Raw genomic sequence first — 20,103 nt, 5'->3', positions numbered from 1 at the left:
ACCCGCTTTTTGTCGCAACGACCATCGCTCCGTTTCCCGGAAACCCGGCAACTTTGTAACATCAATCAATTACTAAAAAACACAAAGAAATGGAAGCGACAACACAACCTGTAACTGTACAAGCGATTATCAATGCACCGGTAGCCGAGGTTTGGAACAAATGGAATGCACCGGAGCACATTACCCAATGGTGTTTCGCATCCGACGACTGGCACGCGCCGTATTCTGAAAACGACGTGCGCGTAGGCGGAAACATCAAAACCACCATGGCAGCCAAGGACGGCAGTTTTAGTTTCGATTTCGGCGGTACCTATTCCGAAGTGGAGGAAAACCGCTACCTGGCCTACACTTTGGGCGACGGTCGTAAAGTGACTGTACTGTTTGAACAGGAAGGAGATGGTACCAAAGTGGTAGAAACATTCGACCCTGAAAATACCCACCCGGTTGATTTTCAGCAAGCCGGCTGGCAGGCGATTCTTGACAATTTCAAGAGATATGCGGAGAAGTAATCGTCAGATTGACAATCTGTTATAAGCAAGCGGCCCGATCTTACCGATCGGGCCGCTTTTGCATTTAAATACAATACTTTTTAATCAATTCATTTTCGTAACCTTTCTTTCTCGCCATTTCGGAGGTTTTGGGATACACAGAACCCAGCGCATTCCACCGCGCATTCAAGAACTGGACGCACACCAGTCCGGTCCGGACGAAGCATTCGCGGAGCTCATTGGAAAAATAGTAGATCACAGTTAATGCTTCTTTATTTACTTTTGATGTTCAGAATTAAAAGTAAATGCAATCCCGAATAACATCCCGTCTCACTAACCGCCAAAAATGGGAACTTGGTCTGGGCTTCGCGGTCATATATGTGCCTATACGCATCTACATGAACGTTTTGGAGATCGACTTGCCCACTTTCTGGCATCGCCTGCCGCTGTGGACGATGGAGGTAGTGTTCAGTATTGCCTTTTTTATTCTCTGGATCAATGTCATCGAATGGTTGCAATATGTGACCTCCCGTTTTCTTGGGGAGGATTTTCCGGACCGTTTTCGTGTGGTGAACCAGGCTATCATGCTCGTCGTGGCAATCGCATTGGCGATGGTATTCAACCATTGGTACCGATACCTCTGGCATTGGATGGAGGCGGTTTTTGAAAAAGGAAGTTTCGACGTATTGCCCATTACAATGAATAAAACACCGGTGCTGAAACAGCGGGCGAATACGAGTATCACGGTGTTGGCGCTCATGGCGGAGTATTATCTCGCGGCCAACAAGCGCGTGTACGAGCGTCTGCAAAGGGTCGTCATCAACGAAGAGCGATTGCAGAAAGAGAACGCGACGGCCAATTTCAATGCATTGAAAAACCAGGTAAGCCCGCATTTTCTGTTCAATAATTTCAGCGTGCTCACTACACTGGTCGAAACGAACCAGGAGCTTTCCGTCAAATTCATCAACCAGCTTTCGAAGGCTTACCGGTATATTCTGGAAAAGTCGGTGTATGACTCCATTAAACTGGCGACGGAGATCGAGTTTCTGGAAACGTATATGTTCCTCCTGATGATCCGCTTTGAGAATAAGCTGAGCCTGGATATACGGATTTCAGGCCAGGAAAAAGACAAATACTCGATCGTGCCGCTCACCTTGCAGTTGCTTGTGGAGAACGCGGTGAAGCATAACAGGATGTCGGCCAGTAATCCGCTGCTGATAACCATCGGCGTGGAGGGCGATTACCTGGTGATCAGCAACCCGCTGCAAGTCCGCGAACTGCCGGAATCGTCGACGCGGCTCGGCCTGCAAAATATTGTAAACCGCTATAAATTGCTGATTGACAAGCCGGTAATGGTTGACAAAACCGACGGCTGTTTTACCGTTAAAGTGCCGCTGCTTTCATGAATGTGCTTATAATAGAGGACGAGTCGCTGAGTGCCAACCGCCTGGAAAGCCTTGTCGGCAAATATGATCCCCAAATCAATGTGATGGCGAAACTATCGTCGGTCAGGGAAAGTATCCAGTGGCTGAGCGACGTGGGCAACATACGGCCGGACCTGATTTTCATGGATCTGCATCTGGAAGACGATCTTGCATTCAAGATCATCGAGGAGCTGAAATTGACTGTCCCCATTATTTTCACGACGGCTTACTCGGAATACACGCTTAAAGCATTCAAAACCAACGGGATCGATTATTTGCTGAAACCGGTCGATAAGGCGGAGCTCACCACGGCGATCGACAAGTTTGTAGCATTGCATTCCAAATCGGCGGTTACACCCACACCCGATTTCGCGGCGTTGATGGCCATGTACCAGTCGAATAACGAGGAAGGGTACAAAGAGCGCTTCCTGGCGTCGGCCGGCCCGAAACTTTTCAGCATCCGCACGAGCGACATCGCCTATTTCACCATCGAGCAGAAGGCGACATTCCTGCGTACTTTCGACGGCCAGCACCTGGCCATGGATTACAGCCTCGACAAACTGGCGCAAATGCTCGACCCCAAGGAGTTTTTCCGCATCAACCGTTCGCTGATCATCGCATTGAACAGCATCCGCTCCATTTATACCGTTTCGGCAGGCCGGTTAAAGCTCGAACTGACGCCCGCCGCCTCACAGGAAGTATTCGTAAGCGGCGACCGGATGGCCGATTTCAAGCAATGGCTCGGTAAATAGCTCCGCAGTGCCGTTTTCTTTCTTCCCCTCAAAGCAGGCATTCGGCTCCTGAAATCCGGCATTGGGCACCTTTGATTTTTTGGTTTGGGTATTGGTAAACATCTTTGGTTACTGACTGTGTTTTTGCGGAAACCAACAGTAAGTTGACCATAAACCTAAACCCTGTGTTTCGTGTGCGCCACGAACGGCGGATACGGGATAAAGGTGACTATTCCTAAACCCTTCTTCAACGTGATGAAAGAACTCAATATCGATCAGACCCTGAATCTGGTAAGCTGCGAAGCCCGCGAGCTCGAACAGTCATCCCGCTACGGCGGCTTGTTTGGTATTGCATTTGTCACGGAAGGGGAAGGCGTGTTATCCTGCGACGACGATTCCTGGCACTACGAAGAGCAGGCGATCTTTCTCCTTTCCCCCGGCCACCCAATCCATTTCCAGTCCTTTTACAGGACAAACTTGCTTACTATCTTCTTCGATCCGTTCCGCATAGCCGGGGCGGCGGATCCTCTCAACAGCTTCACAGGCATGTTCCGCGCCGTACGCGACCTGTTTTCGGTACCCAGTTTCCTGCGCCAGAAAGAACTCCGCAGCGAAACCGACCGGCTGGCCGTTACGCACCTTGTACGCCTGATCGAAACCGAATTGAGCCAGTTACAGGACAACAGCCGCGAACTGGTAGCGAATTCGGTAGCATTGCTGGTGAACCTCGTGAAACGCAACCTGCCGGAAACGCGTCCGGAACCCACGGCCCAATACAGTGAAGAAACCGACCGGGTGCTCAACGACGTTCGCAGAATGGTAGAGCATAGCGACCACCTTACGATCCAGGAAGTAGCTGCGGCCATGAAAATGTCTCAGTATAACCTGAACAAACTGGTGATCAAAGGCACCGGCGAGACGTTGAAGGCGATTATTTCGCGTTACCGGGCCGAACAGTCGAAGGCGATGCCCCGAACATTTTCTTGAATGCAAAAGAGAAATGCGATAAATCTTCGAACCCCACTTCCAGGTATACTTCCGACGGCATACGACCGAGCGTTTCGATTTGGAAACGTGCTTCGGTCAGCCTTTTTTCTATGAGCCATCTTCCGGGCGAGGTGTTGAATATCTTTTTGAAATCCTCCTTGAAGACCGTCAGGCTGCGCCCGGAGAGGTAGCTGAACCGTTGCAAGCTTACATTGAACCTGAAATTGCGGTTCATGAAATCTTCCAGATCTATTTTTCCCGGATCGCTGAAATCGAAGAGAACCTGTTTTAATGCAGGATTGGTTTTAAGCAGAAGCAATACCAGTTCCCTCGTTTTCAAAGCCATAAAATCATTCCTTTCCGGGCCATCCAGTTTCATATACGGCCGCATCGATTGCACGTAACTTTCCAGCATCGGGTGGTGATCCAGATGAAGGATGGCGTCATCTTCTGTGCCAGGGAGTGCATCGGTGGCATATCCGTATTCGCTGGCGAAAGCCCTCAGAAATTCCTGCGTAACGAATACCGATACCGATTTGAACGGTTGTCCGTCGAGCCCGCCCTTGTGGTACCTTGCGAGGTGGTTACGCGCTATGAAACAATAGTCGCCCGGCCGCATTTCGTACATCCGGTTGTCATAGAACACATTCATGAAACCGGTTTCCATGTAAACGAAAATGTGGTCCGGGATGAAATGCTCCTTCGACACCGTAGGCTCGTAATGGCAGGGGTAAGGGGAGGTTTCCATAGGGCTAAGATAGTGTTTTTTGAGGGCTGACCGCTGATTGTAGTATGGTAAACGATATGGTAGCCGACCATGGATGATGGACCATTGACCATGGCCGGCTGCGGGCCTTACTTCATGTACTGCAAATATGCGCGCTTGATGGATTCGATATACTCCTGATCCGGCAAGCTGAGGCGGTTGTTGACACGCTGTTTGAAATCTTCGTTGCCGATCAGGTACCGGAGCGTGTCGGTGCCGTCGGTTGCGGCCGCGAAGATTGTCGCGGCTACTTCTTCTGCGGTGGCGAGCTGCATACCTTTCAGATTGTCGAACATTTTGAATGCCGCACCGATGAACGGGTCGTAATCGGGAATGGCTTTTCCGGCATATTGTTCTTCGCTGGTTTTGATAAAATTGGTCGTCGTTCCGCCCGGTTCGACGATCTTCACCGTGATATTCAGCGCGGCCAGCTCGAACGAAAGCGCCTCGGAAAAGCCTTCCAATGCAAATTTCGAAGCATTGTAAAGTGAAATGAGGGGTAATGTAAAGCGGCCGGCGCCGGAGCTGATGTTAATGATCATGCCTTCCCCGCGTTCGCGGAAATGGGGCAGGATAGCCCGGATCGTGTGCATCACCCCGAATACATTCACATCGAACTGGGTCTGCACCTGTTCGGGTGTAATGGCTTCAAAAACACCATATTGCCCGTAGCCCGCATTGTTGACGACCGCGTCGATCGCTCCGAAACGTGCTATCCCCGCCGAAATGGCCGATTCGATCGTTGCCGGTACTTGAACATCGAGACGGGTAACGAGGATATTATCCCGGTCAGCAAGGTTGGTCTCTTTTTCAGGGTTACGCATGGTAGCTACGACGTTCCAGCCGTTTTCCGCGAAATGCAATGCAGCCGCTTTCCCGATCCCGGAAGAAGCGCCTGTAATTAAAATGGTTTTGCTCATCATGAAATTGTTGACATTTAACGATACAAATTTCGTCGTTACGCAGGCTGTCAACTTTGTTGTGGAGTCGGGATTGCTTTGTTGGAAAGCCAGGTCAGTCAAGCATCCCTCTCAATAATCCCTCCCGCCTCCTCCCTCATAAGCATGCGCCCGTACGCCTCCAACGCGCGTATGGCCGGAAGCGATTGCAGGGCACGCTCCGTGAGCGCGTATTCGACCCTTGGCGGTTTTTCCCGGAAAATGGTGCGGGTAAGCATTCCTTTCTTTTCCAGGTCGCGGAGCTGGGTGTTGAGCATTTTGTCGGTAATGTGCGTGATAGCGTTTTTGAGGTCGCCGTAGCGGAGCGGGCCGTTCTCGAGCGCCAGGATCACGGGGATTTTCCAGGTGCCGCCGATGTACGCCATCGCGAATTCTACCGGGCTGTAATATACCCGTTTGTCGTGGATGAAGTCTTGCATGCCGCAAATTAGATGATTAGTCGGTTATGCCCCGGGAAGCACTTCCTTTATCGTCAAAAAAGTATATAAAAGGAAATTTAAAATTCCATCCGCTAGGTTTGCCGACTGAACCAAAAGCCACTTTTATGGAAGAAAAAGATTGGACTACCGTGCCGGTATTGCCCTGCAAAGCCATTGGCGATACGCTTGAATTTTGGGAGAATATGGGTTTTACAATTACCTACCGGCAGGACCGGCCTTACCAGTACGGCGTTGTCGAGCGTAACGGGCACCAGCTGCATTTTGTACGCGTGAAGGGTGCAGAGAAGGGTTATACGGGTTGCTTGATCATGGTGCAGGACGTCGGACAGGTTCATGCGGACTTCTCCAATGCTTTGAAAGCGCAATTAGGGAAGGTACCGAATACGGGCGTGCCAAGGATTTCCAGAATGCGCCCCGGTCAGTCGCGCTTCACGATTACCGACGTTTCGGAGAATGCCGTGATTGTGATCCAGATCGGGGAAAAGGACCAGGTGGAATACGAAGACGCCGATCCGGCGACTTTGACACCATTACAAAAAGCCATTTCACTGGCGCTCCGTCTGCGGGATTTCAAAGAGGATTTTCCCGCCGCATTAAAGGTGATAAATATGGCCATCGCCAAAATGGATGACCGGGAATCCGAGGTCGATCAGGCCAGGGCGGCTGATATCCGACGTTCGCTGCAAAATTTATTGTAGCCGCTGGTCCTCGCTGACCGCTCGCATGCTAAAATCCGTCAATAAATGATTAAAACCCGGTACGTTTCGACAGGGATTTTGGGCTAATTTTGGTAAAATCCAATCTTAATATCCTGAATCCCATGATGCATATGTACGTGACGCGCACGCGTTGGGCGGTTTTTCTGCTTTGTTGGCTGGTAGCTTTCGGAGCGGAGGCACAGTCTTCCAAATCCAAATTTAACCTATATGAACAGACCAGCGAGGTGGCCGGGCTGGTGATCCAGTATGCGCAGGACGTTCGTGCGGTGAATTACTTTTATGGTCCTATGCCTGCGGATGGGCGCGGGCAGCGAGGCGGACCGGCCCTGGCGTCGCCGGAGCAACGGAAAAGACTGCGGGAAGTGGATAACGATTACCTGGGCAAATTGGCAAAAGTGGATTTCAACGCGATGAGCACATACGGCAAGGTGGATTACCTGCTGCTGAAACGCAATATCGACGACCATTTGCTGACATTAAGTCAGGAGGAAAAGGAGTATGCGCAAATTGAAAAATACATCCCGTTCGCAGCCGGTATTTATGAACTGGAAAAAGGTCGGCGACGCGGAGCCACGGTGGATGGTCAGGCAGTAGCCGTGAAGCTGAATGACTTGCAGAAGGAAGTTAAGAAGGCCGAGGAGTCGTTTAAAAAGCTGGAATCGATCGATATGCCGATGTCGCGCATGGGCGTGGAGGCGGTAACCGGCCTGGAAACGCGATTGAAAAGCACCTTTGAGTTTTACAACGGTTATGATCCGCTGTTTACCTGGTGGGTACCGAAGCCTTACAAAACGCTTGACAGCACATTGCTCGCCTATTCAAAACTGATCCGTAGCAAAGGCAAACTCAATACGACCCAGAAAGAAGATGCGAGCGGTATTAAAGGCGTTCCCATCGGCCGGGAGGAGCTGATCCGGCAATTGGGCACCGAGATGATCGTTTACACGCCCGATGAACTGATCGAGCTGGCTAACAGGGAATTCGCGTGGTGCGACAAGGAATTGCTGAAAGCTTCTGCGGAAATGGGCTTTGGCAACGACTGGAAAAAAGCGCAGGAAAAGGTCAAAAACAGTTACGTACCCGCCGGTACCCAGCCTGAACTGATCCTGAAACTTTACAACGACGCAAAGGAGTTTATCCTCAAAAACAATCTCATCGATTACCCCGAAATAGCGGACGAAACCTGGGGAATGCAGATGATGACGCCGGAAAGACAGCTCGTCAACCCGTTTTTCCTCGGGGGCAGGGACATTATCATTTCGTACCCGACGAATACGATGGCGCATGACGACAAGCTGATGAGCATGCGCGGCAATAACCCGTACTTCTCGCGCTCCACCGTACATCACGAGCTAGTGCCCGGCCACCATTTGCAATACTATATGAACAGCCGCTACAAATCCTACCGCAGCGATTTTCGCACACCCTTCTGGACCGAGGGTTGGGCGTTGTATTGGGAGCTGCTCTTGTATGACAAAGGTTTTGCCAAAACACCGGAGGAACGCATAGGGATGCTTTTCTGGCGTATGCACCGCTGTGCGCGCATTATCTTCTCGCTCAATTATCATCTCGGCAAATGGACGCCTCAGGAATGCATCGATTTCCTAGTCGACCGCGTCGGGCACGAACGTGCGAATGCGGAAGGGGAGGTAAGGCGTTCATTCGAAGGGAATTATAGTCCGCTATACCAGGTAGCGTACCTCATTGGGGGCTTGCAGTTATTCAGTCTCAAAAAGGAACTGGTGGATAGCGGTAAAATGACCTTCAAGCAATACCACGAGGCGGTCATGAAGGAGAATAATATGCCCATCGAGATGGTACGGGCTATATTGACCAACCAGCCATTGAAATCCGATTTCAAAACACAATGGAAGTTTTACCAGTTTAAATAAGACCCTTCAATCACTCCTATATCATGAATTTCAAGAAAAAAAGGCGCGGGCTGTGCCTGCTGGCGGCGCATTGCCTCGTGGCGGGCGCCATTGCGCAAAAGGCCGGACCGATCAAATTTACGGTGTCTATGCCGGAGCCGGCGAATCATACTTTTCACGTGGCAATGGATTTGCCGGCCGGTGAAGGCGACAGCACGCGGCTGAAACTGCCCGACTGGCAACCGGGGTACTATCAATTGATGGACTATGCTTCGAGCATCGACAAGCTGGTGGTGAAGAATGAAAACGGCAATGCACTGCGCTGGGTGAAATCGGGCAAGAATGGCTGGACAGTGGCCGCCAAAGGTGCTCATATGCTGCATGCCGAATACGATGTAAAAACCACCCGCAAGTTTGTCGCGACCAGCTATCTGGACGAGGAGCATGGGTACATTACGCCGGTAAGTATGTTTATGCATGAAGCGGGGAAGCTCCAAAGGCCTTCCGAAGTCACGATCAAGCCTTTGCACGGCTGGAATCGCGTTGCTACCGGGCTGGATTCCGTGCCGGATAAAGCCTTCACGTACGTTGCACCTGATTTTGATCTATTGTACGACAGCCCTTTACTTGTCGGCAACCTGGAAGAGTTGCCTGCATTCGAAGTCAAAGGCATTCCGCACCGCTTTATCGGCTACAAGCTCGGGGATTTCGACAAGGTAAAACTGATGTCCGACATTCAGAGAATCGTCGAAAAGGCCTCTTCGCTCATGGGTGATATTCCTTACAAGCATTACACTTTCATCGCCATTGGTCCGGGGCAGGGCGGTATCGAGCATTTGAATTCGACCACGATCAGTTTCAGCGGCGACCAGCTGAATACGCGTGGATGGAATGGTATGCTGGGCTTCATCACCCACGAGTATTTTCATCATTATAATGTCAAACGCATCCGTCCCATCGAGCTCGGCCCGTTCAACTATGATAAGGGCAGCAAAACCAACATGCTGTGGGTATCCGAAGGACTCACCGTCTACTACGAGCCGCTGATCATGCGTGCAGCGGGCCTGATGGGCGAACAGGAGTTCCTGGATTTCTTCAAAAAGCAGATCACGAACGTCGAAACCAAACCCGGCCGTCTTTTCCAAACCCTCGCCCAGGCCAGCGCCGAAACGTGGTCCGACGGCCCTTTCGGCCGCACGGGCGACGCCGTAAACAAAACCATTTCCTATTACCAGAAGGGCCCCGTAGTAGGTATGCTCTTCGACCTCGCCATTCGTCACGAAACAAAGAACAAGCGCTCGCTCGACGATGTAATGCGGAAGTTGTACCAGGATTTTTACATTAAAAAGGGCCGTGGATTTACGGAAGAAGAACTGCGGGCAACAATAGAGTCCGTTGCCGGGAAGAATTTGGATGAATTATTCAGCTACATCTACACCACCGCCGAGCCGGATTACAGGAAATACCTCGGCTACGCCGGGCTGGAAATCGATGTGACGACGGAGAAGCATTTCGGCACGTTTGCGATCACGAAAAAGGCTTCTCCAAATGCTTTGGAATTGGAGATATTCAAGGGGTGGAGTCGGGGGGAGTGAGGCCCTGGCTTAGGTAATATTCTTTGGGGAGACCATGTTTGGCAATAAACTCGTTGGCTCTTTCCAATTTCTCCATAGCAAACTTTCTATCTTTCAAGTGATCCAGGCTGTTATCCACAGCTACTTTTGGAACAATGACGTTATTTCGGGTTTTCATAGCGCTAATTTTTTTGTTTTCTTGTTATCATGAAACTGTCATAATTCCAAATGCAAGATTGTAAACGCCTGCGGTCTGCGTCAGGGAATAGATTACAATTTTCTTAATCTCTCCTTTCAGTCCTACGCTCGTAAACTTGTAAACGAGGCTATCTAATCTGGTTTTGTAACGATACTTGGGCTCTTTCAATGTTTGCAGGTTGATGTGTTTCACCTGCAAACATATTGAAATTCTACCCCCTCAACCCCTCCACTTCCCCCACACTTTTCACCAGCCCTTTCCCAAGGACTCTGTTACCATTTTCGGTTATCAAAAGGTTGTCCTCGATGCGGATTCCGGTGAAGTCGCGGAACAATTCCAGCTTTTCGTAGTCGATGAATTGCGCGAGTTTGTTTTCGGCTTTCCAGCGGTCGATGAGCGTGGGGATGAGGTAGAGGCCGGGTTCGACGGTGATGACGAAGCCGGGTTCGAGGGCGCGGCCCAGACGGAGGGATTTCCAGCCGAATGCGGTGCCTTTGAGCAGGTCGTCGGTGTAGCCGACGTATTGTTCGCCCAGGTTTTCCATATCGTGAACGTCCAGGCCCATCATGTGGCCGAGGCCGCATTGGAAGAAGAGCGTGTGCACGTCGTGTTCGATAGCCTCGGCCACGTCGCCTTTCACGACGCCCATCTGCTTCATACCTTCGACGAGTTTGGTGGAGGCCAGTTTGTGCACGTCTTTGAACAAAACTCCTGGTTTACAGGCTGCAATGGCCGACTCCTGCGCGTTGAGCACGATCTCGTACATTTCTTTCTGAATGCTTGTGAACTTCTTGCCCACGGGAATGGTGCGCGTAAGGTCGCCGCAGTAATGCATGGCGGTTTCGGCGCCGGCGTCGCAGAGTGCCATCTGGCCGTCGCGGAGCGCGAGGTCGCGGGCGTGGGTGTGCAGGATTTCGCCGTTCACGGTCAGGATGACGGGGTAGGAGATATCGCCGCCCTGCGCGATGGCCATACTCTGGAGTTTGCCCGCGATTTCCTTCTCGGTCATGCCCGCGCGCGTGTCGCGCATGAAGGACAAATGCATGTCGATCGAAGTGTCCACAGCCTTTTCAAGTTCAACGACTTCTTCTTCCGTTTTGTAGGAACGCATGGAAACGACTGCCTTAATGAGGCTCACAGAGGCTTTTTGCCCCGCTTCTGACGGGTTGACATGCAGCCACTCCTGCAATTTCAGGTAATGCTCGCCCCGGTAAGGAGGCAGAAAATGTACGTTTTGCCCGCGGGATAATGCATCTTTCAGAAAGCTTCCGACTGCGGACGCCGGTTTTACTTCGGTAACGCCCGCTTTGGCGGCCTTTTCGGCGAGCGCTTCTTTCGGGCCGGTCCATACGATGTCGTCGATCGTGAGCTCGTCGCCGAAAATGATTTCGCGGTCGTTATCGAGGTCGATCACGGCGGTGAGCGACGCCTGGTCGATACCGAAATAGTAAAGAAAGGAACTGTCCTGACGGAACGGATATACGTTATCGCGGTAGTTCATGCCGCTCTCTTCATTTCCGAGGAAAAGAAGGAGGCCGTTGCCGAGTTTGGATTGAAGCGTTTGTCTGCGGTTTAAGTATGTTGATTTGGAAAACATGGGATGAAAACGGTTTTGGAATACAACAAAAAATTTGCCCACCGAAGCAAATATACTCCGTCCGGTGAGCAAATAGGAACTACCTAACCCAAATTAATAAATGTATCAGTAACCCAGGTTCTGTTTCAGATTAGGGTTTTTGTCAATTTCATTCTGCGGGATCGGAAAGAGCGCGCGTTGGGCCGTTTGCGGCTTGTGGTTGAACCATTTTTTAGTCTCATACACCCCGAAACGGATCATATCCTGGCGACGGTGCGCCTCGGCGGCGAACTCCCAGCCCAGCTCGTCGAGGAACCGCCCGAACTGGATATCGTCGCCTCCCTGGCGCTCGGTAATAGTGCCGTCGACGGCCTGGATACCGTAGTTGTATTTACTTCCCTTTGCAAGATCGGCGGCCGTTACGGTCGCTTTTGCGGGTGCGCCCTTGAATGCGCGCTGACGTACCTGCGTCACAAGTTCGGCGGCCTCGGCGGCTTTGCCGGTGCGCAGCAATGCTTCGGCTTTGATCATCAGCACATCGGCATAGCGCAGGAATGGGAAGTCATTGTCCAGGCTGCCGGTCGCGTTCGGTTTGATTTTGTATTTACCAATGCGATAGCCATCCGAGGACGCGGTTTTTTCCATACTTGGCACCGCCTTGCCGTAGGTGATCACTACCGCGCCGGTTGCCGCGCTTTTCTGCGGGCCCATGATCCAGGTATCGGCCAGGCGGCTGTCTGCCGCGTCGTAAGTATCGATAAATTGCGGAACGGCGCAGTTACCGCCCCACGGACCGGCATTCATCGGGTATACCTGGCGGCTCAGCGGGTCGAGGGTTTTCATATGGATCTGGTTGCCGGTTCCATAGATTTCGTCGTAAGGAATGGCAAAGATGATTTCCTTGGAGTTGAAGTTCGTCCAGGTGAAAACATCGGAATAATTGGCATCCAGCACATATTTCCCGCTTTTGATCACATCGTCGGCTTCCGTAATCGCCTTTGCCCACTCGGCTGCACCCGTGTACACCTGCGCATTGAGATAAATTTTAGCCAGAAGCGTTTTCGCGCCCCATTTGTTCATCTGGCCGTAGGTAGTGGTGGCATTCTCGCTCAGGTTTGGCAGCGACTCATTCAATTCTTTTACTACAAAATCATAAACCTCCTTGCGCGTGCTCTGCTTGGGTAGGGTAACGTCTTTAAAATCCGTTACGATGGGCACATTTCCGTGGTTATCGAGCAGCAGGTAATACGCAAATGCACGCACGGCTCGGAGTTCGGCGATGGTCGCTTCTTTACCATTGGTAATAGGCAGGTCGCCGTCCTCGATCTGCGAAAGCACACGGTTTACGGTCGTAATGCTGGCAAATGCCTGACGCCATGCGTTTTCGGGCTGCCATTGCAGTGCCGTCCAGGCATGCTGGTGCATGCGCCGATAGGTACCGCCATCGTCCCATCCATTCGGGCGGACCGGTGTGATAATGGCATCGGCGGCTTCTTCCTGCAAGTCGAAATAGCCCTGCCAGCCGAGCATCAGGGAGCGCAAAGACGAGTAAACAGGCGCTACGATGGCCGGTAGGTCCTTTTCGGTGGGCTGGTAGCTGCTCCCGAGCACTTCGGAGTACACCTGTTCATTCAGGTCGGTGCAGGAGTAGAGCGGGGCCCCGGCGAGCAATGCGGCGAGGACCGCGTATTTTATATTTTGAGTTTTCATTATTTCAAAATTTTGAAGATCAGAATGTTACGCTCAGTCCGGCGGTGAATGTCCGGGTGGTTGGATACTTGTCACGGTAGTCGCTGCCGGGGGCGAAGCCGGTGTAGCTTACGCCTTCCGGATCGATACCGGTGTAGCCGGTAATGGTCGCGAGGTTGAGGCCCGATACGAAAATGCGGGCGTTTTTAAGGCCTTTGATGGTATTGGCCGGCAATGTGTAGCCGAACGTCACGTTGTCGATCTTCCAGTAATCGCCTTTTTCGATGTAATGCGACACATATACGAGATCGGTATTGAGCACTTTACCGTCGATCGGATCGTAAGCGGTTTTTAGCATATTGTAAGCTTTGTTGCGCGGGTTGTTGTAGAACATGCTCTGGAAGTTCAGAATGTCGAATCCGAACGAGCCGCGCATATTCACGGCCAGATCGAACTGCTTGTAGCGGATGTTGTTGTTCCAGCCCACAATGTGTTTTGGAATACCATTACCATAATACTGGCGGTCCTCCGGGGTAGCATCGGCGATAGGAATCACCTCGCCATCCTTGTTCTCGACGAGCCAGGCACCTTTGTCGTCCACGCCTACGCTTTTCCATACGAAGAACCGGCCGATGGGCTCGCCTACCTTCACGCGGTGGGTGCTTACCTGGATAGGCTCGCCCGTGTAACCCGCGTCGAAGAAGTCGTTCGCTGCCTGGAACTGCTCATTCGAGAGGCTCACGAGCTTGTTGCGGTTGGTAGAGTAGGTAAAGCCTGTGTTCCACTGGAAATTGCCCGTCTGGATCGGAACGATGTTCAGGAGTACTTCAACGCCTTTGTTTTGCATTACCCCGGCATTGATGAACATACTGCCCGTCAGATAAGGCGGAACCGGTACAGGGAAATTGTAAAGCAAATCTTTCACCTTGCGGCTGTAAAAGTCGATCGACCCGTTGATACGGTTTTTCATAAATCCGAAATCCACACCGGCATTGTATTCCTCTTTCTTCTCCCAACGCAGGTCGGGGTTGAAGTTACGTGCCGGAACAAAGCCCGGTACCCATTTGCCGCCGATGAATGCGCCCTGTCCGCGATCGAAATTGTAGCTGATCTGCGACATGTACGGGTTGTTCGCGATCGTGCCCGTTACGCCTATACCCGCACGAAGCTTAATGTCCGAAGCCGCGCCGAGGCCGCCCATGAAGTTCTCCTTGCTGATGCGCCAGCCGATGGACGCCGCCGGGAATGTACCCCATTGGTTGTTCACTCCAAACCTTGAAGAACCTTCGCGGCGAACGCTGGCCATGAACAGGTATTTTTCATTCAAACTGTAAGTAACACGGCCGAAGAAGCCTGCCAGCTGCCATTTGTTTTTGGTACTGCTCATCCCTGCCTGGCCTCTTTGCAATGCGCCCCCCGCGCCGAGGTTGTTCCAGTCGTAAGTGTCGGTAGGGAAATCCCAGTTATTCGCGGCGAATGCTTCATAAGTCGCGTCCTGCCAGCTGTAACCTCCAAGCACGGAGAAACGGTGTTTGCCAATGGTTTTGGAATAATTTCCGGTGAATTCCAGCAGGTTTTCATTGTTGGCATAGGTATTCCGGAAGGCGGTCGCATTCTGGTTGCCGAGGCGCGTGCTGGTGTGGTTGAATGTCGTGGAGCCGCCTTCGAGGTTGCTGTTTTGTACATTGGAAACCAATAACTTGAAATTCAGGTCATCGATCGGCGCGTAGTCGAGGCTACCGGCCATCCGCATTTCCTTGAAAGAGCTCTCGAAATTCGATTCGTTGAGCAACGACACCGGGTTTTCGTAGAAATAGCCGTCGCGCTCCTGCCATTTGCCATCGTCGCCGATCACACGGTCGGTTGGGTTGCGGATAATGGCCTGACGGTAGGCGTAACCATAAGCCGCGTCGTCGTTGGCCGGGCTTACCGCGCCGTTCGAACGGGTAATGCGGTTGATGAGCTGTAAATTGGTTTTCAGTTTGTTGTTGAACATCGAATGGTTCAGATCCGCGCGACCGGTGAAGCGGTTTTGTCCCGATCTCAGAAATATACCCTCCCAGTTACGGTAGTTGATCGAGCCGGTGAGGTTGGTTGTGCTGTTTCCACCGAAGAACGTCAGGTTATGGTTGTGGCTGACGGGTTTTTGCATGATTTCCGAAAGCCAGTCGGTATTGCCGCCGTAATCGGTGTAGTCGATGCCTTCCTTGATTTTCTGACGGTAATCATCGCCGGTCAGCAGTTCGGGACGGCGCGCGATGGTCTGGATATTGATATAATTGGAATACTCAATCGTCGAGCGCGAAGTACCGCGGTTTTTGCGTGTGGTAATCAAAATCACCCCGCCGGTAGCGCGTGTACCGTAAATCGCTGCCGCCGAGCCGTCCTTCAACACGTCTACGGATTCGATATCTTCCGGTGCCACGGTATTCAGTCCGCCGGGAATACCGTCGATCAGGATCAGCGGGTTAGCCGTTCCTTCAATGGAATTGATACCCCGCAAATTGATCTGCGTATTCGAGGTAGGGGAGCCGCTGGGCGTGGTAATGCGCAAGCCGGCCACTTTTCCCTGCACGAGCTGGGCCGCATCGCGCACCGTTCCCTGAACGAAATCCTCGCGCTTGATACTCGCCACGGAGCTTGTAATGTCGCCCTTTTTCTGGGTACCATACCCGATCACCACCACTTCCTGCAATTGTTTCTGGTCGGGCGCCATTTCTACATTCAAATCGCTCTGGTTACCCACGGCCACTTCCTGGCTCACATAGCCGATGTAGCTCAGGATGAGCGTAGCGCCTTCCGGTACTTCCAGCTTGAATTTCCCTTCGGTATCGGTCGCTGTACCCACGGTATTTTTCCCCTTCACGATGATGGTTACGCCGGGTAGCGGGTTCTTGTCCTCGGCGGACACCACTTTGCCGGAAATCTGTCGGTCGGCGGCGAGCGCCAGGGCGTTTTCGGTCAGGAAACAGGCCACCGTCGCCGCGAGGAGGCAAAAGCGGTGCAGTTCCCGGATCAGGCGGGATAATGGTCTTTTCATACAATTGGAGTTAGATGGTTAAAACTATTTGAGGGCACTCATTGCACTTTCATAATACCGTTCATGATCCGCCAATGGCCGGGTACCGTGCACAGGAACGGGTAGTCGCCGGGCTTTTCGGGCGCGATGAACACCAGCGTCGCATTGCCTTCGGGGCTCACGAGTTCCGTTGCTTGCAGTACTTCGGGCATTTTAGGTACGTAGTTGAGCGCGATCGCATTCGCTTCCCGCGCCAGCAGGTCGGCCGCATTGCCGACTTTTTCCAATGTTCCGGGTTTGATGATCAGTAGGTTATGTTGCATGAAATCGGGGTTGGTAAACTGGATTGTCACTTTCTGGCCGGGTTTTACGGTGAAAGTTTTCTGGTCGAACTTCATTTCATGTTCGATCACTTTCAGTTTGATGGTTGCGGGTGTTCCTTTGTCTTTGAGGGGCGCTGGCGCGGGTGTGCCGGGCGTGGGCGCGGCCAGGCCTTGAAAGGCCTGGTTAGGGGAGGGCTGGTTGAGGTGGAGCGTGCTCTTGATGTCCAGCCAGCCGCGTAGCCGTGCATTATCCGGATACTCACCTACCTGATTGCCGTCGCGTAAATCGCGACCGAGACGGATGTCGTCCGGTGTAAAAGGCTGGTGAAAGAGGCCTGCGGCATTACCGGTTACCGGTGTTTCGTCCTCGATCGCCAGCGTCATTTTGCCGCCTTCCAACAAAGTAGCATAGGCATTGAAGCGCTCGGCGGGCAGTTTTTGGGTGGATGTGAGTTGATACGACTTACCATCCTGCCGCACCAGCCAATGCAATTTCCCGTCCTGCATGTAGAGGCTGTAACCATTTTGCCTGTTGCCCTGCGATACCACCACACCCGAAAGTTCTTCCTGTGCTTTGGTGATGATAGCTTTGATTTTGAGCTCTTTATGGGCGATATCCGGGGGGTAAATAGGCGGCGACCAAAGGTTAAGCATATAAGTTTCCTCGATCAACCCACGCTCGATCCGGGCGGTCAGAGTAGAGTCTTTCAGCTTCTCCGCGGCTGCTTTGAAACCTTTTTCATGTTTAATAACCCCTGAAAAAATAGCCTGAGCGAGGTATTCATCGGCAGCATTTTGCGAATCCTGGCCGGCGAGGTACAGCATTCTGCCGATTTCTTCCGATGCGGGCAGATCAGTCAATGCCTCGATCGTAGCAAGCCTTACTTTCAGGTCCGGGTCGTTCAGGGAATTGGTCCATTTCAATGCGGAAAGCGTCTTGTCGTTCCGTGGGAGCAATTTCACGGCAGTTTTACGTACGCCCGCGGCCGGGTGGCGCATAGCACGCACGAGGGCGTGGTAAGCTTCTTCATTTGGCCCGGTGAATGCATTCAGGCCGTCGAGCGTCCATAATGCGTGTACAGCCGGACTGTTCAGCCCGATTTCATCCACGGACTGATCATTTACCATTTTGATCAATTCGGGAACCACCGAGGTATTTTTCGATTCCACGATCAGCCGCTGCGCCGTCGTGCGCCAGAACATATTATCGTTTTTCAAACCTGCCACCAGGCTGGCCGCGTCGTTTTTGTCGAGTTTCGGATAGGGCGCATTCTTTGCATTTTTCCAAACGACCCTATATATACGTCCGTGCTGGTTGTCTCTCAGCGGATTGATATACGCATTGCCTTTCCCATTCTCGAAACCGCGCGGGGTAGGGTTGTGCTGGATAATGAAACTGTACCAATCGGCCACCCACACGGCCCCGTCCGGGCCTACCTCCGCGTGTACGGGCGAGAACCATTCGTCGGCGCTCGCCAGCAGGTTGAAGCCATTTTTTTCTTTGTAACCCGCACCTTTTGGTTTCAACAATGCCTGGTAGAGCAATCGCCCGGTCGGTTCGCAGACAAATGCCGTTGCATTCCAGTACGATTTCGGGAAGTTGCGGGCGGTGTACAGGTTATGGCCCGCCGCGGCGGTGAACCCGCCGTGGAAATCCACCTGGCGCAATGCGGGCGTGAGGTAATTCATTTCGTAATGCGAATCCAGTTTGTAAACCGTATTGCCCGAGCCGTCGGCCACGGAACGCTTCACGTATTCAAGCGGCATGGCGAAGTGCCCGCTGTAATTCCCGTTCGCTGTTGAAATAAACACTTCGAATTCCTCCGAAAAGCCCAAACCCCAGGTGTTGTTGGAGGTGCGGCCAATGTATTCCAGGTTTTTGCCGTCGTGGTCGAACCGGTAGATACCCTGACTGAAATTCAGCTGCTTGCCGCTGTTCGTCCCGCGGAAGCCTGCATACCCGAGCACGCCCCATATTTTGTTATCCAATCCATATTTCAAATTCGAAGGCCCTGCATGGGTGTCGCTTTTGCCCCAGCCTGAAATGATATTTTCGCGGATATCGGCCTTGTCGTCGCCGTTCGTGTCTTTCAGAAAAACGAAATGCGGTGCCTGCGCCACGATAATGCCGCCGTTGGCGAATACCAGACTGGTCGGAATATTTAGATTATCGGCGAAAATGGTGAATTTATCGGCTTTGCCATCGCCATCGGTGTCTTCGCAGATCTTAATGCGGTCCTTGCCGACACCGTCCTGGTCGCGGACTTCGTTGGGATAATCCTGCGTTTCGGCGACGAACAGCCGCCCGCGCTCGTCCCAGGCCATGGCGATGGGTTTCACAATATCCGGCTCGGACGCGAAGAGTTGCAGTTCGAAATCCACCGGTACCTGCGTCAGTTTCTGCGATTCGGCGGGGGACAGGGGCTGTTGAAATTTCGGTGCGGGGTCGCGCTTTTCGTAGTTAGGTACGTTTGCGTCGGTGTAGGTTGGTTTGGTTAAATTGAATTTCGCCAGACGCTCCTTCGCATCGTCGCTCACGGCCCACATAATGCCGTTGGCCACCAGTTCCTGGAATGCGGGTTGCTTCCACGTGCGCTCGTCGTGGCCGTACGCGGTATAGAACACGCGGCCCTTTCCTTGCGTACGCACCCATGTCCAAGGCTCGTGGTGATCGCCTTCGACGCGCTCTTGCAGCACGATCATATCCGGGTTCAGCTTCGAATGTACATAAGTCTCATCCCAGGTTTCAAACGTCTTCCAGCCCTGCATTACCGGGTGGTCTGCCTTCACGACCGGCGCAGTGAATGTGCCATATTTATGCGAACTGAACTGCCCACCCACGGCTTTGACATACCAATCCGAATTCTGGAAGCAGAAAGAGGCTGCGTGGAGTGGGATAAGGGCCTTACCTCCTTCTACAAATGTCTTTAATGCATTTTCCTGTGCAGGGGTAATGGTATTATGGTTGGCATAAATAACCACACCGTCGTACTGCGCAAGGTTTTCGGTGTTCAATGCATTCGGATCGGACGTGTAGGTGAGGTTAATGCCTTTCTGGAACAACGGCAGCGAAAGCATCGGGAAATACTTTTCCGAGAAATGGTGCCGGCTGTCGTGGCCCAGGAAAAGGAGCTCGATGCGGCGGCCGTTCGTGGTTTCCGAGGTTGTGGCCGGGCTTTGCGTAGCCCCGCGCTTCCGTGCGCAACCGGCAAAAAGCATTAGAATGGCCAGAAAGAGTAATATTTTTTTCATGGAAACTGGGTTAGTGTAGTCATAGCAATCCCTGTCGGACAAAAATCTGCCCAATGCACTATTTTCAATCTTTTTCTATTCATTCC

Annotated in this window: 17 protein-coding genes; 7 read left to right on the top strand and 10 right to left on the bottom strand. The window is 52.2% G+C overall.

Annotated elements, in window-relative coordinates:
• The first annotated feature begins 89 nt into the window (after positions 1-89).
• Entirely contained in the window at positions 90-509 is a 420-nt protein-coding gene (locus BMW93_RS15115) for an SRPBCC family protein (RefSeq protein WP_090377518.1), read from the top strand.
• Positions 510-573: 64 nt separating this feature from the next.
• On the opposite strand, the gene BMW93_RS35445 is transcribed toward BMW93_RS15115, so the two are convergent.
• Positions 574-747, bottom strand: coding sequence for a hypothetical protein (locus BMW93_RS35445; RefSeq protein ID WP_177194094.1), 174 nt, complete (start codon positions 745-747; stop codon positions 574-576).
• Between the two features lie 139 nt (positions 748-886).
• Between BMW93_RS35445 and BMW93_RS15110 the strand changes: the two genes are divergently transcribed.
• The 3 genes from BMW93_RS15110 to BMW93_RS15100 all read left to right on the top strand — a co-directional run bounded on the left by BMW93_RS15110 (position 887) and on the right by BMW93_RS15100 (position 3,630).
• Entirely contained in the window at positions 887-1,894 is a 1,008-nt protein-coding gene (locus BMW93_RS15110; protein WP_229240453.1) for a sensor histidine kinase, read from the top strand.
• Positions 1,891-2,664 carry a LytTR family DNA-binding domain-containing protein gene (locus BMW93_RS15105; RefSeq protein ID WP_090377513.1) on the top strand — a complete coding sequence of 258 codons (774 nt, stop codon included), beginning with the start codon at positions 1,891-1,893 and terminating at the stop codon, positions 2,662-2,664. Before BMW93_RS15110 ends, BMW93_RS15105 begins: the two co-directional genes overlap by 4 nt.
• A 234-nt stretch (positions 2,665-2,898) precedes the next feature.
• Positions 2,899-3,630, top strand: coding sequence for a helix-turn-helix transcriptional regulator (locus tag BMW93_RS15100; RefSeq protein WP_090377510.1), 732 nt, complete (start codon positions 2,899-2,901; stop codon positions 3,628-3,630).
• Here the strand turns inward: BMW93_RS15100 and BMW93_RS15095 are convergent.
• From BMW93_RS15095 to BMW93_RS15085, 3 genes are all read right to left on the bottom strand, one after another.
• Positions 3,575-4,378 carry an AraC family transcriptional regulator gene (locus tag BMW93_RS15095; protein WP_090377507.1) on the bottom strand — a complete coding sequence of 268 codons (804 nt, stop codon included), beginning with the start codon at positions 4,376-4,378 and terminating at the stop codon, positions 3,575-3,577. The genes BMW93_RS15100 and BMW93_RS15095 overlap by 56 nt on opposite strands.
• A gap of 107 nt (positions 4,379-4,485) precedes the next feature.
• The gene (locus BMW93_RS15090; protein ID WP_229240449.1) at positions 4,486-5,319 is read right to left on the bottom strand and encodes an SDR family oxidoreductase; all 834 of its coding nucleotides are present in this window, start codon (positions 5,317-5,319) and stop codon (positions 4,486-4,488) included.
• Positions 5,320-5,414: 95 nt separating this feature from the next.
• A complete protein-coding gene (locus tag BMW93_RS15085) occupies positions 5,415-5,774 on the bottom strand; it encodes a helix-turn-helix domain-containing protein (RefSeq protein WP_090377504.1) in 360 nt (119 codons plus the stop codon).
• A gap of 125 nt (positions 5,775-5,899) precedes the next feature.
• On the opposite strand from BMW93_RS15085, the gene BMW93_RS15080 reads away from it, so the two are divergent.
• The 3 genes from BMW93_RS15080 (at position 5,900) to BMW93_RS15070 (ending at position 9,980) form a co-directional block, all read left to right on the top strand.
• On the top strand, positions 5,900-6,493 hold the full coding sequence (locus BMW93_RS15080) for a hypothetical protein (protein ID WP_090377501.1): 594 nt from the start codon (positions 5,900-5,902) through the stop codon (positions 6,491-6,493).
• Between the two features lie 122 nt (positions 6,494-6,615).
• Complete coding sequence (locus BMW93_RS15075) at positions 6,616-8,406, top strand: DUF885 family protein (RefSeq protein WP_090377722.1); 1,791 nt, start codon at positions 6,616-6,618, stop codon at positions 8,404-8,406.
• A gap of 23 nt (positions 8,407-8,429) precedes the next feature.
• On the top strand, positions 8,430-9,980 hold the full coding sequence (locus tag BMW93_RS15070; RefSeq protein ID WP_090377498.1) for a M61 family metallopeptidase: 1,551 nt from the start codon (positions 8,430-8,432) through the stop codon (positions 9,978-9,980).
• On the opposite strand, the gene BMW93_RS15065 is transcribed toward BMW93_RS15070, so the two are convergent.
• The 6 genes from BMW93_RS15065 to BMW93_RS15040 form a co-directional block, all read right to left on the bottom strand.
• Positions 9,955-10,137, bottom strand: coding sequence for a hypothetical protein (locus BMW93_RS15065; protein ID WP_090377495.1), 183 nt, complete (start codon positions 10,135-10,137; stop codon positions 9,955-9,957). The genes BMW93_RS15070 and BMW93_RS15065 overlap by 26 nt on opposite strands.
• A gap of 27 nt (positions 10,138-10,164) precedes the next feature.
• Positions 10,165-10,350 carry a DUF6934 family protein gene (locus BMW93_RS15060; RefSeq protein ID WP_143061657.1) on the bottom strand — a complete coding sequence of 62 codons (186 nt, stop codon included), beginning with the start codon at positions 10,348-10,350 and terminating at the stop codon, positions 10,165-10,167.
• 19 nt (positions 10,351-10,369) lie between these two features.
• A complete protein-coding gene (locus tag BMW93_RS15055; protein ID WP_090377719.1) occupies positions 10,370-11,755 on the bottom strand; it encodes an aminopeptidase P family protein in 1,386 nt (461 codons plus the stop codon).
• Positions 11,756-11,860: 105 nt separating this feature from the next.
• A complete protein-coding gene (locus BMW93_RS15050; protein ID WP_090377490.1) occupies positions 11,861-13,444 on the bottom strand; it encodes a RagB/SusD family nutrient uptake outer membrane protein in 1,584 nt (527 codons plus the stop codon).
• Between the two features lie 19 nt (positions 13,445-13,463).
• Positions 13,464-16,463: a SusC/RagA family TonB-linked outer membrane protein gene (locus BMW93_RS15045; RefSeq protein ID WP_090377486.1), complete on the bottom strand. Its 3,000-nt coding sequence runs from the start codon at positions 16,461-16,463 to the stop codon at positions 13,464-13,466.
• A gap of 38 nt (positions 16,464-16,501) precedes the next feature.
• The gene (locus BMW93_RS15040) at positions 16,502-20,017 is read right to left on the bottom strand and encodes a PVC-type heme-binding CxxCH protein (RefSeq protein WP_090377483.1); all 3,516 of its coding nucleotides are present in this window, start codon (positions 20,015-20,017) and stop codon (positions 16,502-16,504) included.
• Between the last annotated feature and the right edge of the window lie 86 nt (positions 20,018-20,103).

The sequence above is a fragment of the Dyadobacter sp. SG02 genome, from assembly GCF_900109045.1.
Lineage (GTDB): Bacteria > Bacteroidota > Bacteroidia > Cytophagales > Spirosomataceae > Dyadobacter.
The sequence above is the reverse complement of the archived record's forward strand: the minus strand, read 5'-3'. Positions and strand labels throughout refer to the sequence as shown.